Annotated in this window: 14 protein-coding genes and 1 pseudogene; 2 read left to right on the top strand and 13 right to left on the bottom strand. The window is 68.7% G+C overall.

Annotation, left to right across the window (positions count from 1 at the left end; all coding sequences use genetic code 11):
* Window positions 1–289: 289 nt before the first annotated feature.
* From QFZ76_RS28710 to QFZ76_RS28650, 13 genes and pseudogenes are all read right to left on the bottom strand, one after another.
* Window positions 290–822, bottom strand: a pseudogene (locus tag QFZ76_RS28710) (transposase); the annotation flags it as partial.
* 95 nt (window positions 823–917) lie between these two features.
* Entirely contained in the window at window positions 918–2,240 is a 1,323-nt protein-coding gene (locus QFZ76_RS28705) for an IS110 family transposase (protein WP_307674419.1), read from the bottom strand.
* Between the two features lie 322 nt (window positions 2,241–2,562).
* A complete protein-coding gene (locus QFZ76_RS28700) occupies window positions 2,563–3,858 on the bottom strand; it encodes an ammonium transporter (RefSeq protein ID WP_307676432.1) in 1,296 nt (431 codons plus the stop codon).
* Between the two features lie 102 nt (window positions 3,859–3,960).
* Window positions 3,961–4,602 carry an XRE family transcriptional regulator gene (locus QFZ76_RS28695; RefSeq protein ID WP_307676431.1) on the bottom strand — a complete coding sequence of 214 codons (642 nt, stop codon included), beginning with the start codon at window positions 4,600–4,602 and terminating at the stop codon, window positions 3,961–3,963.
* 9 nt (window positions 4,603–4,611) lie between these two features.
* Window positions 4,612–5,703: an FAD-dependent oxidoreductase gene (locus QFZ76_RS28690; RefSeq protein ID WP_307676430.1), complete on the bottom strand. Its 1,092-nt coding sequence runs from the start codon at window positions 5,701–5,703 to the stop codon at window positions 4,612–4,614.
* On the bottom strand, window positions 5,700–7,019 hold the full coding sequence (locus tag QFZ76_RS28685) for an FMN-binding glutamate synthase family protein (protein ID WP_307676429.1): 1,320 nt from the start codon (window positions 7,017–7,019) through the stop codon (window positions 5,700–5,702). Before QFZ76_RS28685 ends, QFZ76_RS28690 begins: the two co-directional genes overlap by 4 nt.
* Window positions 7,020–7,151: 132 nt before the next feature.
* Window positions 7,152–7,829 (bottom strand): glutamate synthase, encoded by a 678-nt coding sequence (locus QFZ76_RS28680; protein WP_307676428.1) that lies wholly within the window; start codon window positions 7,827–7,829, stop codon window positions 7,152–7,154.
* Window positions 7,817–8,692: a glutamine amidotransferase family protein gene (locus QFZ76_RS28675; RefSeq protein ID WP_307676427.1), complete on the bottom strand. Its 876-nt coding sequence runs from the start codon at window positions 8,690–8,692 to the stop codon at window positions 7,817–7,819. Before QFZ76_RS28675 ends, QFZ76_RS28680 begins: the two co-directional genes overlap by 13 nt.
* Before the next feature lie 50 nt (window positions 8,693–8,742).
* The gene (gene glnT / locus QFZ76_RS28670) at window positions 8,743–10,059 is read right to left on the bottom strand and encodes a type III glutamate--ammonia ligase (RefSeq protein ID WP_307676426.1); all 1,317 of its coding nucleotides are present in this window, start codon (window positions 10,057–10,059) and stop codon (window positions 8,743–8,745) included.
* A 161-nt stretch (window positions 10,060–10,220) separates the two neighbouring features.
* On the bottom strand, window positions 10,221–10,940 hold the full coding sequence (locus QFZ76_RS28665) for a GntR family transcriptional regulator (RefSeq protein WP_307676425.1): 720 nt from the start codon (window positions 10,938–10,940) through the stop codon (window positions 10,221–10,223).
* A gap of 10 nt (window positions 10,941–10,950) precedes the next feature.
* Window positions 10,951–11,454, bottom strand: coding sequence for a flavin reductase family protein (locus QFZ76_RS28660; protein ID WP_307676424.1), 504 nt, complete (start codon window positions 11,452–11,454; stop codon window positions 10,951–10,953).
* A 46-nt stretch (window positions 11,455–11,500) separates the two neighbouring features.
* The gene (locus QFZ76_RS28655) at window positions 11,501–11,926 is read right to left on the bottom strand and encodes an ester cyclase (protein ID WP_307676423.1); all 426 of its coding nucleotides are present in this window, start codon (window positions 11,924–11,926) and stop codon (window positions 11,501–11,503) included.
* Window positions 11,913–13,577 carry a BCCT family transporter gene (locus tag QFZ76_RS28650; protein ID WP_307676422.1) on the bottom strand — a complete coding sequence of 555 codons (1,665 nt, stop codon included), beginning with the start codon at window positions 13,575–13,577 and terminating at the stop codon, window positions 11,913–11,915. Before QFZ76_RS28650 ends, QFZ76_RS28655 begins: the two co-directional genes overlap by 14 nt.
* Before the next feature lie 242 nt (window positions 13,578–13,819).
* Between QFZ76_RS28650 and QFZ76_RS28645 the strand changes: the two genes are divergently transcribed.
* Both QFZ76_RS28645 and QFZ76_RS28640 read left to right on the top strand, forming a co-directional pair.
* Window positions 13,820–14,446, top strand: coding sequence for an amino acid synthesis family protein (locus QFZ76_RS28645; RefSeq protein ID WP_307676421.1), 627 nt, complete (start codon window positions 13,820–13,822; stop codon window positions 14,444–14,446).
* Window positions 14,443–15,021, top strand: a complete 579-nt coding sequence (locus tag QFZ76_RS28640; protein ID WP_307676420.1) for an amino acid synthesis family protein — start codon at window positions 14,443–14,445, stop codon at window positions 15,019–15,021. The genes QFZ76_RS28645 and QFZ76_RS28640 overlap by 4 nt, the downstream gene beginning before the upstream one ends.
* Window positions 15,022–15,026 lie beyond the last annotated feature (5 nt).

Here is a 15,026-nt window from a genome sequence, read left to right as displayed (position 1 = left end):
AACGCCTGGATCATGTCGAACCCGTACACTGCGCGTCCGAACTCCGCCTTGTCGACTGGGCACAAAAGCAGAGCCTCTCTCAGCCTCCGCCCAGAGTCCCTCGGGCTCCTCCAGAACACCGCGGGCTGCGTCGATCAGCAGCATCTCAAGAAAAGCAGGTCAGCGGCCTCATCCGACATCAACAACGCGTCCCCGATCCCGGGGAGTGAAATCTTTGACCTACGCCTTCCATGCACAGCCCGAAGAAGCCCTTCGAGCACACATTCCAAGGTCAAAAAAACAAAGAAACCGCCCCGTAGACGTGGTAGTTGGCCTCGAAGACCTCGCTGATCTGTTCCTTCAGTTCGGCGTCCCGCACGGTCCTGGCCGACGGCGTGCTCCGCCGTCTGTGGTGGGCGTAGTAGGTGGAAGGGGCGATCTTGCAGTCGTGCTCGGTGAGCGTCCTGCAGATCGGCTCGACGCCGCCGAAACGGTCCCGGTGCTCGTCGATGAACGCTACGAGCGTGTGTGTGGCCGGTCGAGCTCGGCCGCGAAGAAACTCGCCGCGGCCTTCAGGATCTCGTTGGCCCGCTTCAGTTCGGCGTTCTCCTTCTTCAACGCCTTGAGCTGGGCGGACTCCTCCGTCGTCGTCCCCGGACGTGTCCCCGCGTCGATCTCGTGCTGCTTCACCCAGTTCCGCAGCGTCTCGCGGGAGCCGATGCCGAGCTTCTCGGCCACCGCCTGCAGGGTGGCCGTCTCGTTCGGGTAGTCGTCGCCTACTTCGGCGACCATGCGCACCGCGCGACGGCGGAGCTCGAGCGGGTAACGGGAAGGTCGTGCCATGACTCGATCCTGAACGGAAAATCCAGGATCCTGAGGGCATGCGGGAGCGTCCGGCCGGTGCCGGACGGACGCTCGGGTTGGTTCGGGTCAGGCAGTCAGAGGCCTGGGGCGAGGGTGACTTGGTGTCCGAGCGCGGTCAGTTGACGGACCAGGTCGCGGGTGCGCCGGGCCGGGTCGATCAGACGCTGGTGGTGATCGGAGCCGAGCTCTTGGTACTCGGTCTCGGGGTTGTTGATGAGGTGCCAGATGATGACCAGGATCGATCGGGCGACGGCGACCAGGGCCTTCTTGTGGCCACGGCGTTTGACGATTCTCCGGTAGCGGGAACCGAGGAAGGTGTCGGTGCGGGAGGCGGCCATCGCCGCCTCGCCGAGGGCGCCCTTGAGCCAGGGGTTGCCCTTGCCGGTGCGGCCGAAGGACTGCTTGGCTCCGGACTGCACGGTGCGTGGGCATAGCCTCGCCCACGACGCGAGATGGTCCGGGGTGGGAAATACCCGCATGTCCGGGCCGAGTTCGGCCAGCAGGATCTGTGCGGTGGCCGGACCGACGCCCGGGATGGCGTCCAGTCGCTTCACCAGCCCCGGCCCCGGCCTGCTGCTGTCACCGTCGTCGCCGGCATCGGGGCAGTCGGGTCCGGGCAAGTCCCTGATCGCGTTGGTGATCCGGGCGGACAGCCTGTCGATCTGGGCGGTCAGGTGGTCGATGGTGTCCAGCAGCGTGCGGCACAAGAACGCGTGATGCTCCTCGAACTGCCCCGTGAGCGCCTGCGTCAGGGCGTCCTTCTTCGCGGTCATCTTGCCCTTGGCCATCTGGGCCAGGAATCGCGGGTCCCGCTGGCCGCCGATCATTGCCTCCATCATGGCCCGCCCGGACACCCCGAAGATGTCGGTGGCCACGGTGGACAGCTTGACCTGGGCGTCTTCCAGCAGCTTCTCGACGCGCTGCTTGTGCCGGGTCCGTTCCTCGGTCAGGACGGTGCGGGTACGGGTCAGATCACGAAGCTGCCGGACCGGCTTGGGCGGGACGAACGAAGGTCGCAGCATCCCGCGCTCGGTCAGCTTGGCGAGCCAGATCGCGTCCAGCTTGTCGGTCTTGGGGCGGCCGGGGACGTTCTTCACGTCACGAGCGTTGACCAGCCAGCACTCCAGCCCTCGCGCCTCCAGCAGGAAGAAGAACACCTTCCAGTACGCCCCGGTGGCCTCCATCACCACCCGGGTCACGCCCTGACACAGCAAGCGGTCCCCTAGCTCAAGGACCGCGTTCGTGGTCGCCGCGACGTTCCAGACCTCCTGCACGCGCCGGCCTTCCCGGGTCGGGTGCGGCAGCCGCATGCACACCATGCCCGACGTCTTCGCCACGTCGATCGCGGCGACCCTCTCCACCAGGCCCTCGGCCGTCTCGAGCTCCGCAGCCTCCATACCCACCCCTTTCATGCCGGGACCGACAGGCAGCGGCCGCCCGGGAGCGGGAGGGGAGAGCGGGAGTCTGAACGGCGTGCTCGTGGCAACAGTGCATGGCCCCTCGGGCCGACTCCGGCATCAGACTTTCACGCGGGCTCCCGGCCCAAGGCTCGGTCGACGTCGACGGACGGCCGCCGCTCTCAATTTTCACGCCTCCAAGGCGTCACCGTAGGGACATGGGGACTTTCATGAAATCGAGTCTCCATTCGAACCGGGGCGGTTCACCCGGGCAGCCTGTGGGGGCGGCAGCCGTAACAGTTGGGCGGCGGAGGGTGGGCCCCTATCCCGCAGCGGCAGGCTCGGGGGTCGGGACGGTGGTCGGCGAGTGAGTGAGGTCGTAGGCGCTCTCCGCGTGCAGGTGGACGTCGACGCCCTCCTGTTCGACCTCGGGGCGGACGCGCAGGCCCATCGTCATGTCCAGGGCCTTGGCGATCAGCCAGGTCACGGCGAAGGAGTACGCGAGGACGGCGAAGGCGCCGACCGCCTGCTTGCCGAGGAGGGAGAGGCCGCCGCCGTAGAGGAGGCCGTCGACGCCGTTCGGGGCGTCCGACGTGGCGAGGACGCCGACCAGCAGGGTGCCGGTGAGACCTCCGACGAGGTGGATGCCGACGACGTCGAGGGAGTCGTCGTAGCCGAACCTGTACTTCAGGCCGACCGCGAGAGCACACACGGCGCCGCCGACGGCGCCGAGGGCGAGGGCGCCGACCGGGGAGACCGCGCCGCAGGACGGGGTGATCGCCACCAGGCCGGCGATGGCGCCGGAGGCGGCGCCGAGAGTCGTGGAGTGGCCGTCGCGGACCTTCTCGACGAGGAGCCAGCCGAGCATCGCGGAGCAGGTGGCGGTGAAGGTGTTCAGTACGACGACGGAGGCGGCGTTGCCCGAGGACAGCGCGGAGCCGCCGTTGAAGCCGAACCAGCCGAACCACAGCAGGCCCGCGCCGAGCATCACCAGGGGGAGGTTGTGCGGGCGTTCCTGTCCGCCCTCCTTCTGCCAGCCGATGCGTCTGCCGAGGACGAGGATCACGGCCAGCGCCGCCGCGCCGGAGTTGATGTGGACGGCCGTACCGCCTGCGTAGTCGATGGCGCCGAGCTTGTTCACGATCCAGCCGCCCACCACGCCCTTGCCGTCGAAGGCGAACACCCAGTGGGCGACCGGCAGATAGACCAGCGTGACCCAGATGCCGGTGAAGGCCATCCAGGCGCCGAACTTGATGCGGTCCGAGATCGCGCCGCAGATCAGCGCGGCGGTGAGGGCCGCGAACAGGGCCTGGAAGGCGGCGAAGACGGAGAGCGGGATGACCGCCTTCGGGTCGTCCGCGATGACGCCCCTCATGCCGAAGTACTCGGAGACGTCACCGAGCAGGCCGGCGCCGCCGATGGAGTCGCCGAAGGAGGCCGAGAAGCCGTAGACGACCCAGATGCAGCCGACCAGGGCGACGGACCCGAAGGTCATCATGATCATGTTCAGGACGCTCTTGGCGGCGACCATGCCGCCGTAGAAGAGCGCCAGGCCCGGCACCATCAGACAGACGAGTGCCGTGCTCGCGAGCATCCAAGCGGTACTTCCGGTGTCCATGCGCACACTCCGCGGAGAGGTCCAGCCGAAGGAAACGTTGTTTCACCGCAGTAGACCGATCGTGCGTTACAGGACACCTCTGTGGCCGATTAAGGCCAGGTTTCAGTGCTGCGGGCTGTCCCCGAAGGCCGTCACCGTCAGGAAGCGGATGGGCAGTTCGACCAGTCGCTCGGGGCCGTGCGGGGCCTCGCCGTCGAACTGGAGGGCGTCGCCGGGGCGCAGGGTGTAGCTGGACTTGCCGTGGCCGTAGACCATGACGCCCTCCAGCATGTAGAGGAGCTCGGTACCGGCGTGCTGGAAGAGCGGGAAGACCTCGCTCTGTTCGGTCAGCGTGACCAGCAGGGCGTCCATGCGCTTGTGGGCGCCCCGGAGCGAGCCGAGTTGGGCGTACTCGTGGCCGACCTTCGTACCCCGCCGCACGATCCGAGCGCCGTGGTCGGCCGGGACGAAGACGGCCTCGCGTTCGTCGTCCATACCGCGGAACAGGGCGGTGACCGGGACGTCGAGACCGCGCGCGAGCCGGGAGAGCGTGGTGAGACTGCACGCGGTCTGGGCGTTCTCGATCTTCGACAGCATGGCCTTGGAGATACCGACCCGCATCGCCATCTCACCGACCGACAGCCCGGCCGCCTGCCGGTACTCACGGGCGCGGACCGCGATGACGCGCTCCAGCGCCTTGTCGTCGGAGGCTTCGGAGGCTTCGGAGGCTTCGGAGCCGACGCCGTCTTCGTGGTGCTCGGTCATCGGCGCAGTTTAACCGGCACGTTGCAGCCGGAAGCGGGGGTGGGGTTCGGTGCGGCCGGTGGCGAGGTCGGCGGCCATCGCGCCGACGAGCGGGGCGAACTTGGCGCCGTGGCCGGAGCACGGGGACACGATGACGAACGGGCCGCGGCGGTCGAGGACGAAGTCCTCGTCGGGGGTGGTGGTGTAGAGGCAGGTCGCCTCGGCGACCGGGTCGGGCATGAGGCCCGGGAGCCGGTCGCGGACGAAGCCACTCACCCGGGTGCGCGACGACGGGTCGACGACTCCGCTGCGGGTACGGGCGGTGGTGGGCGTGCCGCGGTCGTGCTCCGCGACCTTCACCGCGGGGAGCGGGCCACCGTCGGCGCCGGACGGCAGCCCGAAGACCTGCATCGCCTCGTCCTTGGACACCAGGATCGGCCACCGCACACCCGGATCACGCTGCGGGAAGTGGAAGACCTGTTGCTGGGTGACGCGCAACGACGGTAGTGGGACGGGCAGGTGGAGATCCGGCAACCAGGCTCCGGCGGCGAACACCACGCTGTCGGCGATGAGTTCACGGCCGCCGTCGGTGCGCAACAGCACCTTGTTGTCGCCGAGGGAGTCAACACCCGTGACACGTACGCCGATCCACGCGTCCGCGCCGTGTTCGACGGCCCGGCGGACGCACGTCGCGACGGCCTGGTCGGAGTCGAGGACACCCGCGTCCGGGTGGTACAGCGCCGGGCCGGTGAAGCGGATGTACGGCCAGCGCTCAGCGGCGGCCTCCGCGCCGAGGAGTTTGTACGGCACTCCGGCCGCGCCCAGCACGGCCGCCAGCCCCTCCGGGTCGCGCCCCTCCCCCAGGTCGAGGCCACCGGTCGTACGCAGCAAGGGAGTTGAGCTGTCCTGCTCCAGCTCACGCCAGTGCTCGTAGGCCTGCCCGGTCAGCCGTACGTAGAAGGGGTCGGCGTATGCCCGTCGGAAGATCCGTGAGCTGCCGTGCGAACTGCCGTGCCGGTGGCCGATGTCGTAGGCCTCGATCAGGGTGACCTCGTGTCCCTGCCGGGCCAGTTGCCATGCGGTGGCCGCGCCCATCAGCCCGGCACCGACGACGGCGATCACAGGCCGGCTCCGGGAATCCAGTTCGTGCCCGCGAGCGGGACACGGGCCATGGCGGCGGACTCGATGGTGAGCGCGACCAGGTCCTCCGGCTCCAGATGGAGGAGGTGCGCCTTCCCACACGCCCGGGCGAGCGTCTGGGCCTCCATGGTCATCACTCGCAGGAAGTTGGCGAGCCGGCGGCCGGCGTCCACCGGGTCGAGACGGGCGGCGAGTTCCTCGTCCTGGGTGGAGATGCCGGCCGGATCGCGGCCGTCCTGGTAGTCGTCGAAGTAACCTGCGGCGGAGCCCAGTCGACGGTACTCGGCGTCGTACTTCGGATGGTTGTCGCCGAGCGCGATGAGCGCGGCCGTACCGATGGCGACCGCGTCCGCGCCGAGCGCGAGGGCCTTGGCCATGTCTGCACCGCCCCGGATCCCACCGGAGACGATCAGCTGGACCTCGCGGTGGACGCCCAACTCCTGGAGGGCGCGCACTGCTTGGGGCAGGGCGGCCAGGGTGGGGATGCCGACGTGCTCGATGAAGACGTCCTGGGTGGCCGCCGTACCGCCCTGCATACCGTCGACGACCACGACATCGGCGCCCGCGTGGACGGCCAGCTTCACGTCGTAGTACGTCCGGGTCGCACCGACCTTCACATAGATCGGCTTCTCCCAGTCGGTGATCTCGCGGAGTTCCAGGATCTTGATGGCGAGGTCGTCGGGGCCGGTCCAGTCGGGGTGGCGGCAGGCGCTGCGCTGGTCGATGCCGACGGGCAACGTCCGCATCCCGGCGACCCGTTCGGTGATCTTCTGTCCGAGCAGCATGCCCCCGCCGCCGGGCTTGGCCCCCTGGCCGAGGACGACCTCGATGGCGTCGGCGGCACGCAGGTCGTCGGGGTTCATGCCGTAGCGGGACGGCAGGTACTGATAGACGAGGTGCTTGGAGTGCCCGCGCTCCTCGGGGGTCATGCCGCCGTCACCGGTGGTGGTGGACGTACCCGCCTCGGACGCTCCCCTGCCGAGGGCCTCCTTGGCCTGGGCGGAGAGGGCCCCGAAGCTCATACCGGCGATGGTGACGGGGGTGGAGAGGCGGAGGGGGTGCTTGGCGTGCCGGGTGCCGAGGACGACGTCGGTGTCACAGCGCTCCCGATAACCCTCGAGGGGGTAGCGGGACATGGAGGCACCGAGCAGCAACAGATCGTCGAAGTGCGGGAGTCGGCGCTTGGCGCCCCAACCGCGGATGTCGTAGATGCCGGTTTCTGCGGCGCGCTGGATGGCGTGGATGGTGGCACGGTCGAAAGTCGCCGACTCGCGCAGTCCGTGGGATGCGGGTTCCAAGGCCAACTCCTTGTCAGGGCTGAGGTGGAGCACCCCTTTCAGGGGCGCGGGGCTGTGTCAATTCGCGGCTCCGCCGCGCGGGCGCGACCAGGCACATGCGGCTCGCAGCCGAAAGCCGAACTCCCGGCGGGGCTAATACGCCGTCAAGTTGTCGACCTTGAAGTGATAGAGCGTCCTGGCGGAGCCGTACCGCCGAAAATCCGCAGGATCCTCGTCCCGCTCAGCCGCCTTGAGCAACTCGGCAAGCTCAGCCAGATGTTCGTCCCGCATCTCCTTCTCGACGCAGTCCGCACCAAGGGACTTCACCGAACCCCGGACATAGATCCGAGCCTCATACAGCGAATCCCCCAGCGCGTCCCCCGCATCCCCACACACCACCAACCGCCCGGCCTGCCCCATGAACGCGCTCATGTGCCCGACATCGCCCCCCACAACGATGTCCACCCCCTTCATGGAGATCCCGCACCGCGCAGACGCATCCCCGTCAATCGCCAGAAGTCCCCCGTGACCAGTGGCCCCCGCCGACTGGGACGCGTTCCCCCGCACCCGAACCGTCCCGGACATCATGTTCTCGGCGACACCCGTGCCCGCGTTGCCGTGCACGGTGACCGTGGCGCGCTGGTTCATGCCGGCGCAGTAGTAGCCGACGTGGCCTTCGATGTCGACGGCGAGACCCTCCCGGATTCCGCAGGCCACGGCGTGTGCGCCGCGCGGGTTCAGGATGCGCCAGACATCCGCGCCGCCGGGCGTGTGCAGGGCCTGGTTGAGCTCCCGCACCGGAGTCTCGACCAGGTCGATCAGCGTCGCCATACGTACACCTCTTCCGGCTCGGGTTCGAAGATGCGGGCGTTCTCGATGCCCGGCAGGACGTCCAGCGCCCGGTACTCGGAGGCCATCGCCACCCACGCATCGGTCTCGGCGACGAGCGCCGGCTTGCAGGCGATGGCGTCACGGACGACCGCGAAGGAGTCACCGGTCGACACAAGCAGCGTGTAGAAACCGTCGAACCGCTCGCACAGCAGCTGCAGCGCCTTCTCCAGGTCGGCGCCCTGTTCCAACTGATGGGAGACGAACCGCGCGCCGACCTCGGAGTCGTTCTCGCTGGCGAACTCGACGCCCTGGGCGCGCAGTTCGCGCCGGATGGTGGCGTGGTTGGCGAAGGAGCCGTTGTGCACCAGGCACTGTCCGGGGCCGACCGAGAAGGGGTGGGCGCCCTCGGGGGTGACCGCGGATTCCGTGGCCATGCGGGTGTGGCCGACGCCCTGCCAGCCGGTGACGGCGGCGAGCCCGAAGGCGTCCGCCAACTCCACTGGGTTTCCAGTGCCCTTGAGTACGGCCATGTTCGTGCCGGAGCCGATGACGGTGACGTGGGGCAGCGCGTCCGCGACGGCCGCGAGCAGGTCGGCGACCGGAAGATCCGCGTGTACGACGGTGGTGACGTCGGCGGCTACGGCCACCGCGCCGGGCAACGCGGCCTCCGCCTCGGCCGGCGTGACCCCGAGCAGCGAGACGACGGCACGTCCCGGCGGGGACAGGCGCGGGTCGCCGTAGACCGCGACGCCCGCCGAATCGGGGCCGCGTTCGACGACCTGGCCCAGCATCGCGGTAAGCAGCTCGCCCAGCCGGGGTTCGAGTGAGGGCTCCCGCAGATGGAGCCCCACGATTCCGCACATCTCAAGTCCCTTCAGAAGGCGGCAAAAAGCGGAGGGTGGTCAAAAGGCGGTCAGAAAGCGGTCAGATAGCGGTCCAGCTCCCAGGGGCCGACCGTCGCGTGCCAGTCGAAGAACTCCTCGCGCTTGAGGTCGGCGAAGTACCGGCTCACCCCGGCCCCGGCCGCGTCCAGGGCGCCGCTGATCACCTCGTCCGCCTGGAGCGCCTCCACTGCGTGCAGGAGGGTCGGCGGGAGTTCCGGGCCCTTGCCTGCCGCGCCGGGCTCGCCCGGGTCGAGGCCGCGTTCGATGCCGTCGAGGCCGGCAGCGAGGGCGGCGGCTGCGGCGAGGTAGGGATTGGAGGCGCCGTCTCCGCCGCGCAGCTCGATACGGTTGCCGTCGGGGACGCGGACGAAGTGGGTGCGGTCGTTTCCGCCGTACCCCGCGACGCGCGGTGTCCAGGTGGCGCCCGAGCGGGTGTTCACCGCGCCGGTGCGCTTGTAGGAGTTGACCGTCGGCGCGATGACGGCCTGGAGGGCCTGCGCGTGCTCGATGATGCCGGCGACGAAGGAGTAGGCGAGCGGGGAGAGTCCGAGCCCGCGTCCGTCGGTGGCGTCGGGGAAGGCGGGTTCGTCGCCCCGCCACAGCGACATGTGCAGGTGCATGCCGGTGCCGGTGCGGTCGGTGAACGGCTTCGGCATGAACGTGGCGGTCATGCCCCGCTGTTCGGCCAGCATCGACACCAGGTACCGCATGGTGATGACCCGGTCGGCGGTGGTGAGGGCGTCGGCGTGCTTGAAGTTCTGCTCGAACTGGCCGTTGCCGTCCTCGTGGTCGTTGGCGTAGTTGCCCCAGCCGAGGGAGTTCATGGCGCTGGAGACGGCGGTGAGGTGGTCGTACATCCGGGTCAGCCCGCGGGCGTCGTAACAGGGTTGGGCGGCGGTGTCCCTGGCGTCGGCGACGCTGAGCACACCGTGTTCGTCCCGGTTGACGAGGAAGTACTCGACCTCGGCGCCCACGGACATCGACAGCCCCTGGGCGGCGGCCCGTTCCAGCACCCTGCGCAGGATGACGCGCGGGGCGTAGGGCCAGGGTTCGCCCTCCACGTACGGGTCGCAGTGGACGAGGGCGAGGCCGGGCTTGACGAAGGGGACGGGGGTGTACGAGGACGCGTCGGGGCGGGCGACGACATCGGGGTCACTGGGCTGCTGGCCGAGCGCGCCGGCCGCGTACCCGGCGAACCCGACGCCCTCGTCGCGGAGTTCCTCGACGGCCTGGGCCGGGACGAGCTTGGCGCACGGTTTGCCGGTCAGGTCGACGAAGACGGCGAGCACGAACTCGATGCCGTCGGCGCGGACCAGTTCGGCGAGATCGGGGATGGCGGTCACCATGGGCCCCTCCTTGGGTGTCCACTGTGGTGAATCGTTGTTGCATACCAGTAGACACGCAGGGCGTTACGGGCAGATTTCTGCCGTGGAAGGTCCCCGTAAGCCGAAAGCCGGGCACCACCCCCGAAGAGGCGAAACCCGGCCGCTACAGAGCCCTCCCTTCCTCAGGAACCCGCCGTACCGAGCCCTTCGTCCGAACCGCCGATGGGCAGCCCCGCCAGCAGCGCGCGTCGGCTGGCCCTGACGTGCTCACGCATCACCTGCTCGGCGCTGTCGCCGTCCTTCTCCAGGATCAGTTCCAGGACGACGTGGTGCTCACGGTCCGACTGCAGGGCACGGCCCGGCCGGCTCAGCGAGGTGTGCACCAGCCGGGAGTAGTAGGCCAGCTGGTTCATCAGCATCCGGTAGTGGGCCTCCAGCTTGCTGTTGTCGGCACCGGCTATCAGCAGGTCGTGGAACTCCTGGACCAGCTCCGCGTAGCGCTCCCGGTCGTCCCGCGCCACCGCTTCGTCGGCCTCGCGGAGGTTCCGTTCGAGCAGGTCGATCTCCGCGACGCGGCCACGCTGAGCGAGGAGACGGGCGGCGGCACCCTCGATGAGCCCCTTCATCTCGAAGAGTTCCGTGATCTCACGGCGGGAGGGGATGGAGACGAACGTCCCGACGCGGGGCCGGATTTCGACCAGCCCTTCGGTCTGCAACTGCTTGAGGGCTTCGCGTACGGGCGTACGACTGACGCCGAACTCCTCGGCGAGGGCGAGTTCCGAGAGCGGGGCCCCGGGCTCGATGTCTCCCTTGATGATCCGCCGGCGCATCTCGCCGATCACCATGGCCTGCATCGACCCGTTCTTCGGTTCGCCCTTCGGCTCGCCCTTTTCGCGATTCACCGAACCCTCCTCATCCCAGTGGCGCGAGCGCGCCGCCGTCGAAGAACTTACCCGCGCTGTAGACCATCGGATGGTTCTCGGCGACGGCGGCGTGCACCACGCGGCAGATGAACACGGTGTGGGTGCTGGCCTGCAGCCGCTCGCGTATCTCGACCTCCATCTGCGCACTGCTCCGGGCGAGCAGCGGGCTGCCGAACGGACCGCTCTCCCATGCGACGTCCCTGAACTTGTCGTCGGCCTTGCCCGCGAACGTACCGACGACGTCGAGCTGCTCGGTGGACAGGATGTTGATCGCCAGGTGGTCCGCCGCGAACAGACAGTCATGCGTGGACGAGGTGCGCTGGACGCACACCATCACGGTCGCAGGGTCGAGCGAGATACTCGAGAACGCGTTGACGGCCAGCCCTCTGGGGGTCTCACCGTCCATCGCGGTCACGACCGTGACACCGGTGACGAACTGCCGGTTGACCAGCTTCATCACATCGAGGTCGGGCTTCGAGGCGAGCGGGGTCATGGCGGTGCTCCTCCTGGTCGTCGTCTCGTCATCGTCATCGTGATCCTCAGTCCTGTCCCACCCGGATGACGCCCAGCGCCGAGAGCAGCGCCCGGGGGTCCCACGTCACGTGCTCCTCGACGATCAGGTCCCCCTCGAAACGGGCGAACGTGGCGCCGCTGACCTCCACGCGCCGTCTGGTGGGAGGGACCCCGAGGAACGAGTTCGTCTGGGTTCCGCCGCTGTGCCAGCGGATCGCGGCCCGGTCACCCTCGACCACGATGTCGTCGACGGTGGTGACCAGGTCCGGGAAGGCGGCCCGGGTCGAGACGATCGTGGCCTTGAAGGCGGTCAGGTCCTGGGGGTGCGGGTCGCCGCCGTGGCGGAGGTACGCCGGACTCAGCAGCGCGTCGAGGGCGTCGACGTCACCCTGGCCCCAGACCGCGGTCCACGTCTTCTCGATGAGTGCGCGACGGGCGTCAGAGTGCGGCACCGGTCGTCTCCTTCCTGTCCGCGCCCAGCTCCTTCCCGTCCTTCACGTCCCTCCCGTCCTTCCTGTCCGCCCTCAGCTCTTTCCAGAAGGACACCGCCAGACCGGCGATGATCACGAGGAACGGCAGGGACGTCACGATGACGGTGTTCTGCAGGGCGTTCAGTCCGCCGGCGAGCATGAGGACCACGGCGGTGACACCGGTGAGGACGCCCCAGAGGATGAGCACCGGGCGACGCGGGGTGAGCGATCCGTCCGAAGTCATCATGGACAGGACGTAGGTGTTGGCGTCGGCGCCGGAGACGAAGAACATCACGACCAGGATGATCGCGATCACCGAGGTGACGTCGGCCAGCGGGAAGTGGTCGAGGGTCGCGAAGAACGCGCTGTTGATGTCGGCGGCGGTCTGCTTGGCGATGTCGCCGCCCTCGAACATGTCGACGTGGATCGCCGTACCGCCGAAGACCGTGAACCAGGTGAAGAAGACCACGCTGGGGACGACCAGGACGCCCATGATGAAGCCGCGGATGGTGCGGCCCCGCGATATCCGGGCCAGGAAGACACCGACGAAGGCGCCCCAGGAGACCCACCAGGCCATCATGAAGTAGGTCCACCACTGCATCCACTGGAGCCCGCCGAACGCGGTGCCCTGCAGGCTCATCCGGAAGAAGTCGGTGGCCCACTGGCCCACGGACTCGATGTACAGGTTCGCGATGAACACGGCCGGGCCGACGACCAGCATGAAGACGAACAGCGCGATCGCCAGCAGCGTGCTGCCCTGGCTCAGGAACTTGATGCCCTTGCTGACACCCGTCACCGCCGAGAGCGTGAAGATCGAGGTGACGACGGCGATGATGAGCACCTGGCTCACGTTGTCGACCGGCATCCCCCACAGCCTGCCGAGACCGTTGTTGACCTGCAGCGCTCCGAGGCCCAGGGACGTCGTGGTGCCGAAGAGCGTCGCGAACACGGCGAGTACGTCGATCGTCTTGCCGATCGGCCCGTTCACGCGGTCGCCGAGCAGCGGCACGAACAGCTGGCTCACCAGGGTGCGCCGACCCTTGCGGTGGGTCGAGTACGCGATGGCCAGACCGAAGACGGCAAAGATCGCCCAGGCCTGCAGACCCCAGTCGAAGTAGGAGTACTGGAGGGCGCGCACCGCCGCCGCCGACGTGTTCGGCTGGGCGAGACCGTGCGGCGGGGACGCCAGGTGGGAGATCGGTTCGGCGACCCCGTACGAGACCAGTCCGATGCCCATGACCGCGCTGAGGATCATGGCGAACCAGGTGAGCGTCGAGAACTCGGGGCGGTCGCTGTCCTTGCCCAGGCGGAGGTCGCCGGCGGGGCTGAAGGCCAGGAACACCAGGAAGATCAGGATGGCGAGCGTGATCACCAGGTAGGACCAGCCGAAGGTGGCCGTCACCCAGTTCAGCGAGCTGTTCGTGACTTTGTTCAGGTTGTCCGTGAAGAGCACCGCCCAGGCCACGAAGACGGCGGAGATACCTATCGAGGTCCAGAAGACGGAACCGAGTCTGCCGCCGCCGTCGCCCTCGGCATCTGTGCCGGTGTCCGGGCCTTCCGTGGCGCTTTCCCCGCTGCTCCCCGACAGTGTCGCGGGCGTCGTTTCCGCGTCCGTTCCAAGGTGACTGGACATGGAACTCCTTGGGTCCGGGGGCCGATGGCCACCTGGTCTGGCATACAAGCAGCAGTAAGGCATGCCACCGATGGAGCGTCAAGGGTTCGCGGCACAGAATCACTTACCGACTGCGAACATCATCAATACTCGCAGGTTAAAAGCCTGTTTCCGGTCCTGGTGGGGAGGCCTCCGGCCTACCGAGGCGCCCTTCCGCTCAACCTCTTGACCGACTCGAGAGACGACACCTATCGTCCTGTGCCATGCAAGAGTGCCTGAATCACCCTGACGAGAGCATCGGTCTCCGCAAGCTCGTGCTCTACCGCGACGTCGTGCTGACCGAGGCGGGGAAGGCACCCGCGCAGCCCACGCGAAGAGCCAGCGTCGCCGCGGTCATACGGAACCCGTGGGTGGGCACCGGCCCCTCGGCCAATCTGTCCGTGGAGCAGAACCGCGTCGCCCCGGTGCTCGCCAGGTTGCTGACCGACCGGCTCATCGCTTGTCTGGGAGGCGTGGACGAGATCGAGGCGTTCGGCAAGGCCGCCATCGTCGGCGCGGCCGGCGAGATCGAGCACGCCGGGGCCCTCATCCACACCCCGTACTTCGGCAACCTGGTACGGGACTTCCTCCAGGGCGAGTCGATCATCTGCTTCGCCGACACCCGTGCCGAGGCGGGCGAGACCCTGGTCGTCCCGCTCTGGCACAAGACGCGGGCCTCGACACGCAGCCACTACCAGACCATCAGTGCCCGCGTCTCCGACGCCCCGCGCCCGGACGAGATCGTCGTCATCGCGGCGGCCTCGACGGGGCCGCGCCCGCACCCCCGTATCGGGGACCGTATGACCGACCCCGTCGTCACCACCGAAACCCTGGAGGTCGTCGCCTCATGAGCGTCCATCACGTCTATGACATCCCAAACGTCCGCAAGATCGTGACCATCGTCGAGGAGATCCGCACCGAAGGCGGCCGCGGACTCGCCCGCCCCGCCCGGATCGCGATCGTCGCGGCGGTGATCGAGAACCCCTGGGCCGGCCAGGGCTTCGTCGAGGACCTCGCCCCCGGCATCGACGCGAACGCCTCCGACCTCGGCGCGCTGCTGGCCCCGGCGGTGCTCGACGCCCTGGAGGCCCCCGCCGAGGCGTACGGCAAGGCCGCCATCGTCGGTCTGGACGGCGAGATCGAGCACGGTTCGGCGCTGATCCACACGCTCAAGTTCGGCGACCACTTCCGCAAGGCCGCGAACGCCACCACCCTGCTGCCCGCGGTCGAGAAGCGCGGGCCCGCCGGTGTGGTCTTCGACATCCCGCTGAAGCACATCACCGACGCCACGATCCGTTCGCACCACCAGAGTGTCGAGGTCCGGATCGCCGACGCCCCCCACCCGGGCGAGATCGTCATCGCGCTCGCCGCGGCCGCCCAGGGGCGCCCCCAGCAGCGCCTGGCACCGCTCTCGACCGAGCAGTAGGCAGC

Origin of the sequence: Streptomyces sp. V4I2, from assembly GCF_030817655.1 — a bacterium.
Classification (GTDB): Bacteria; Actinomycetota; Actinomycetes; order Streptomycetales; family Streptomycetaceae; genus Streptomyces; species Streptomyces plumbiresistens.
This window is presented reverse-complemented; position numbering and strand designations above follow the sequence as displayed.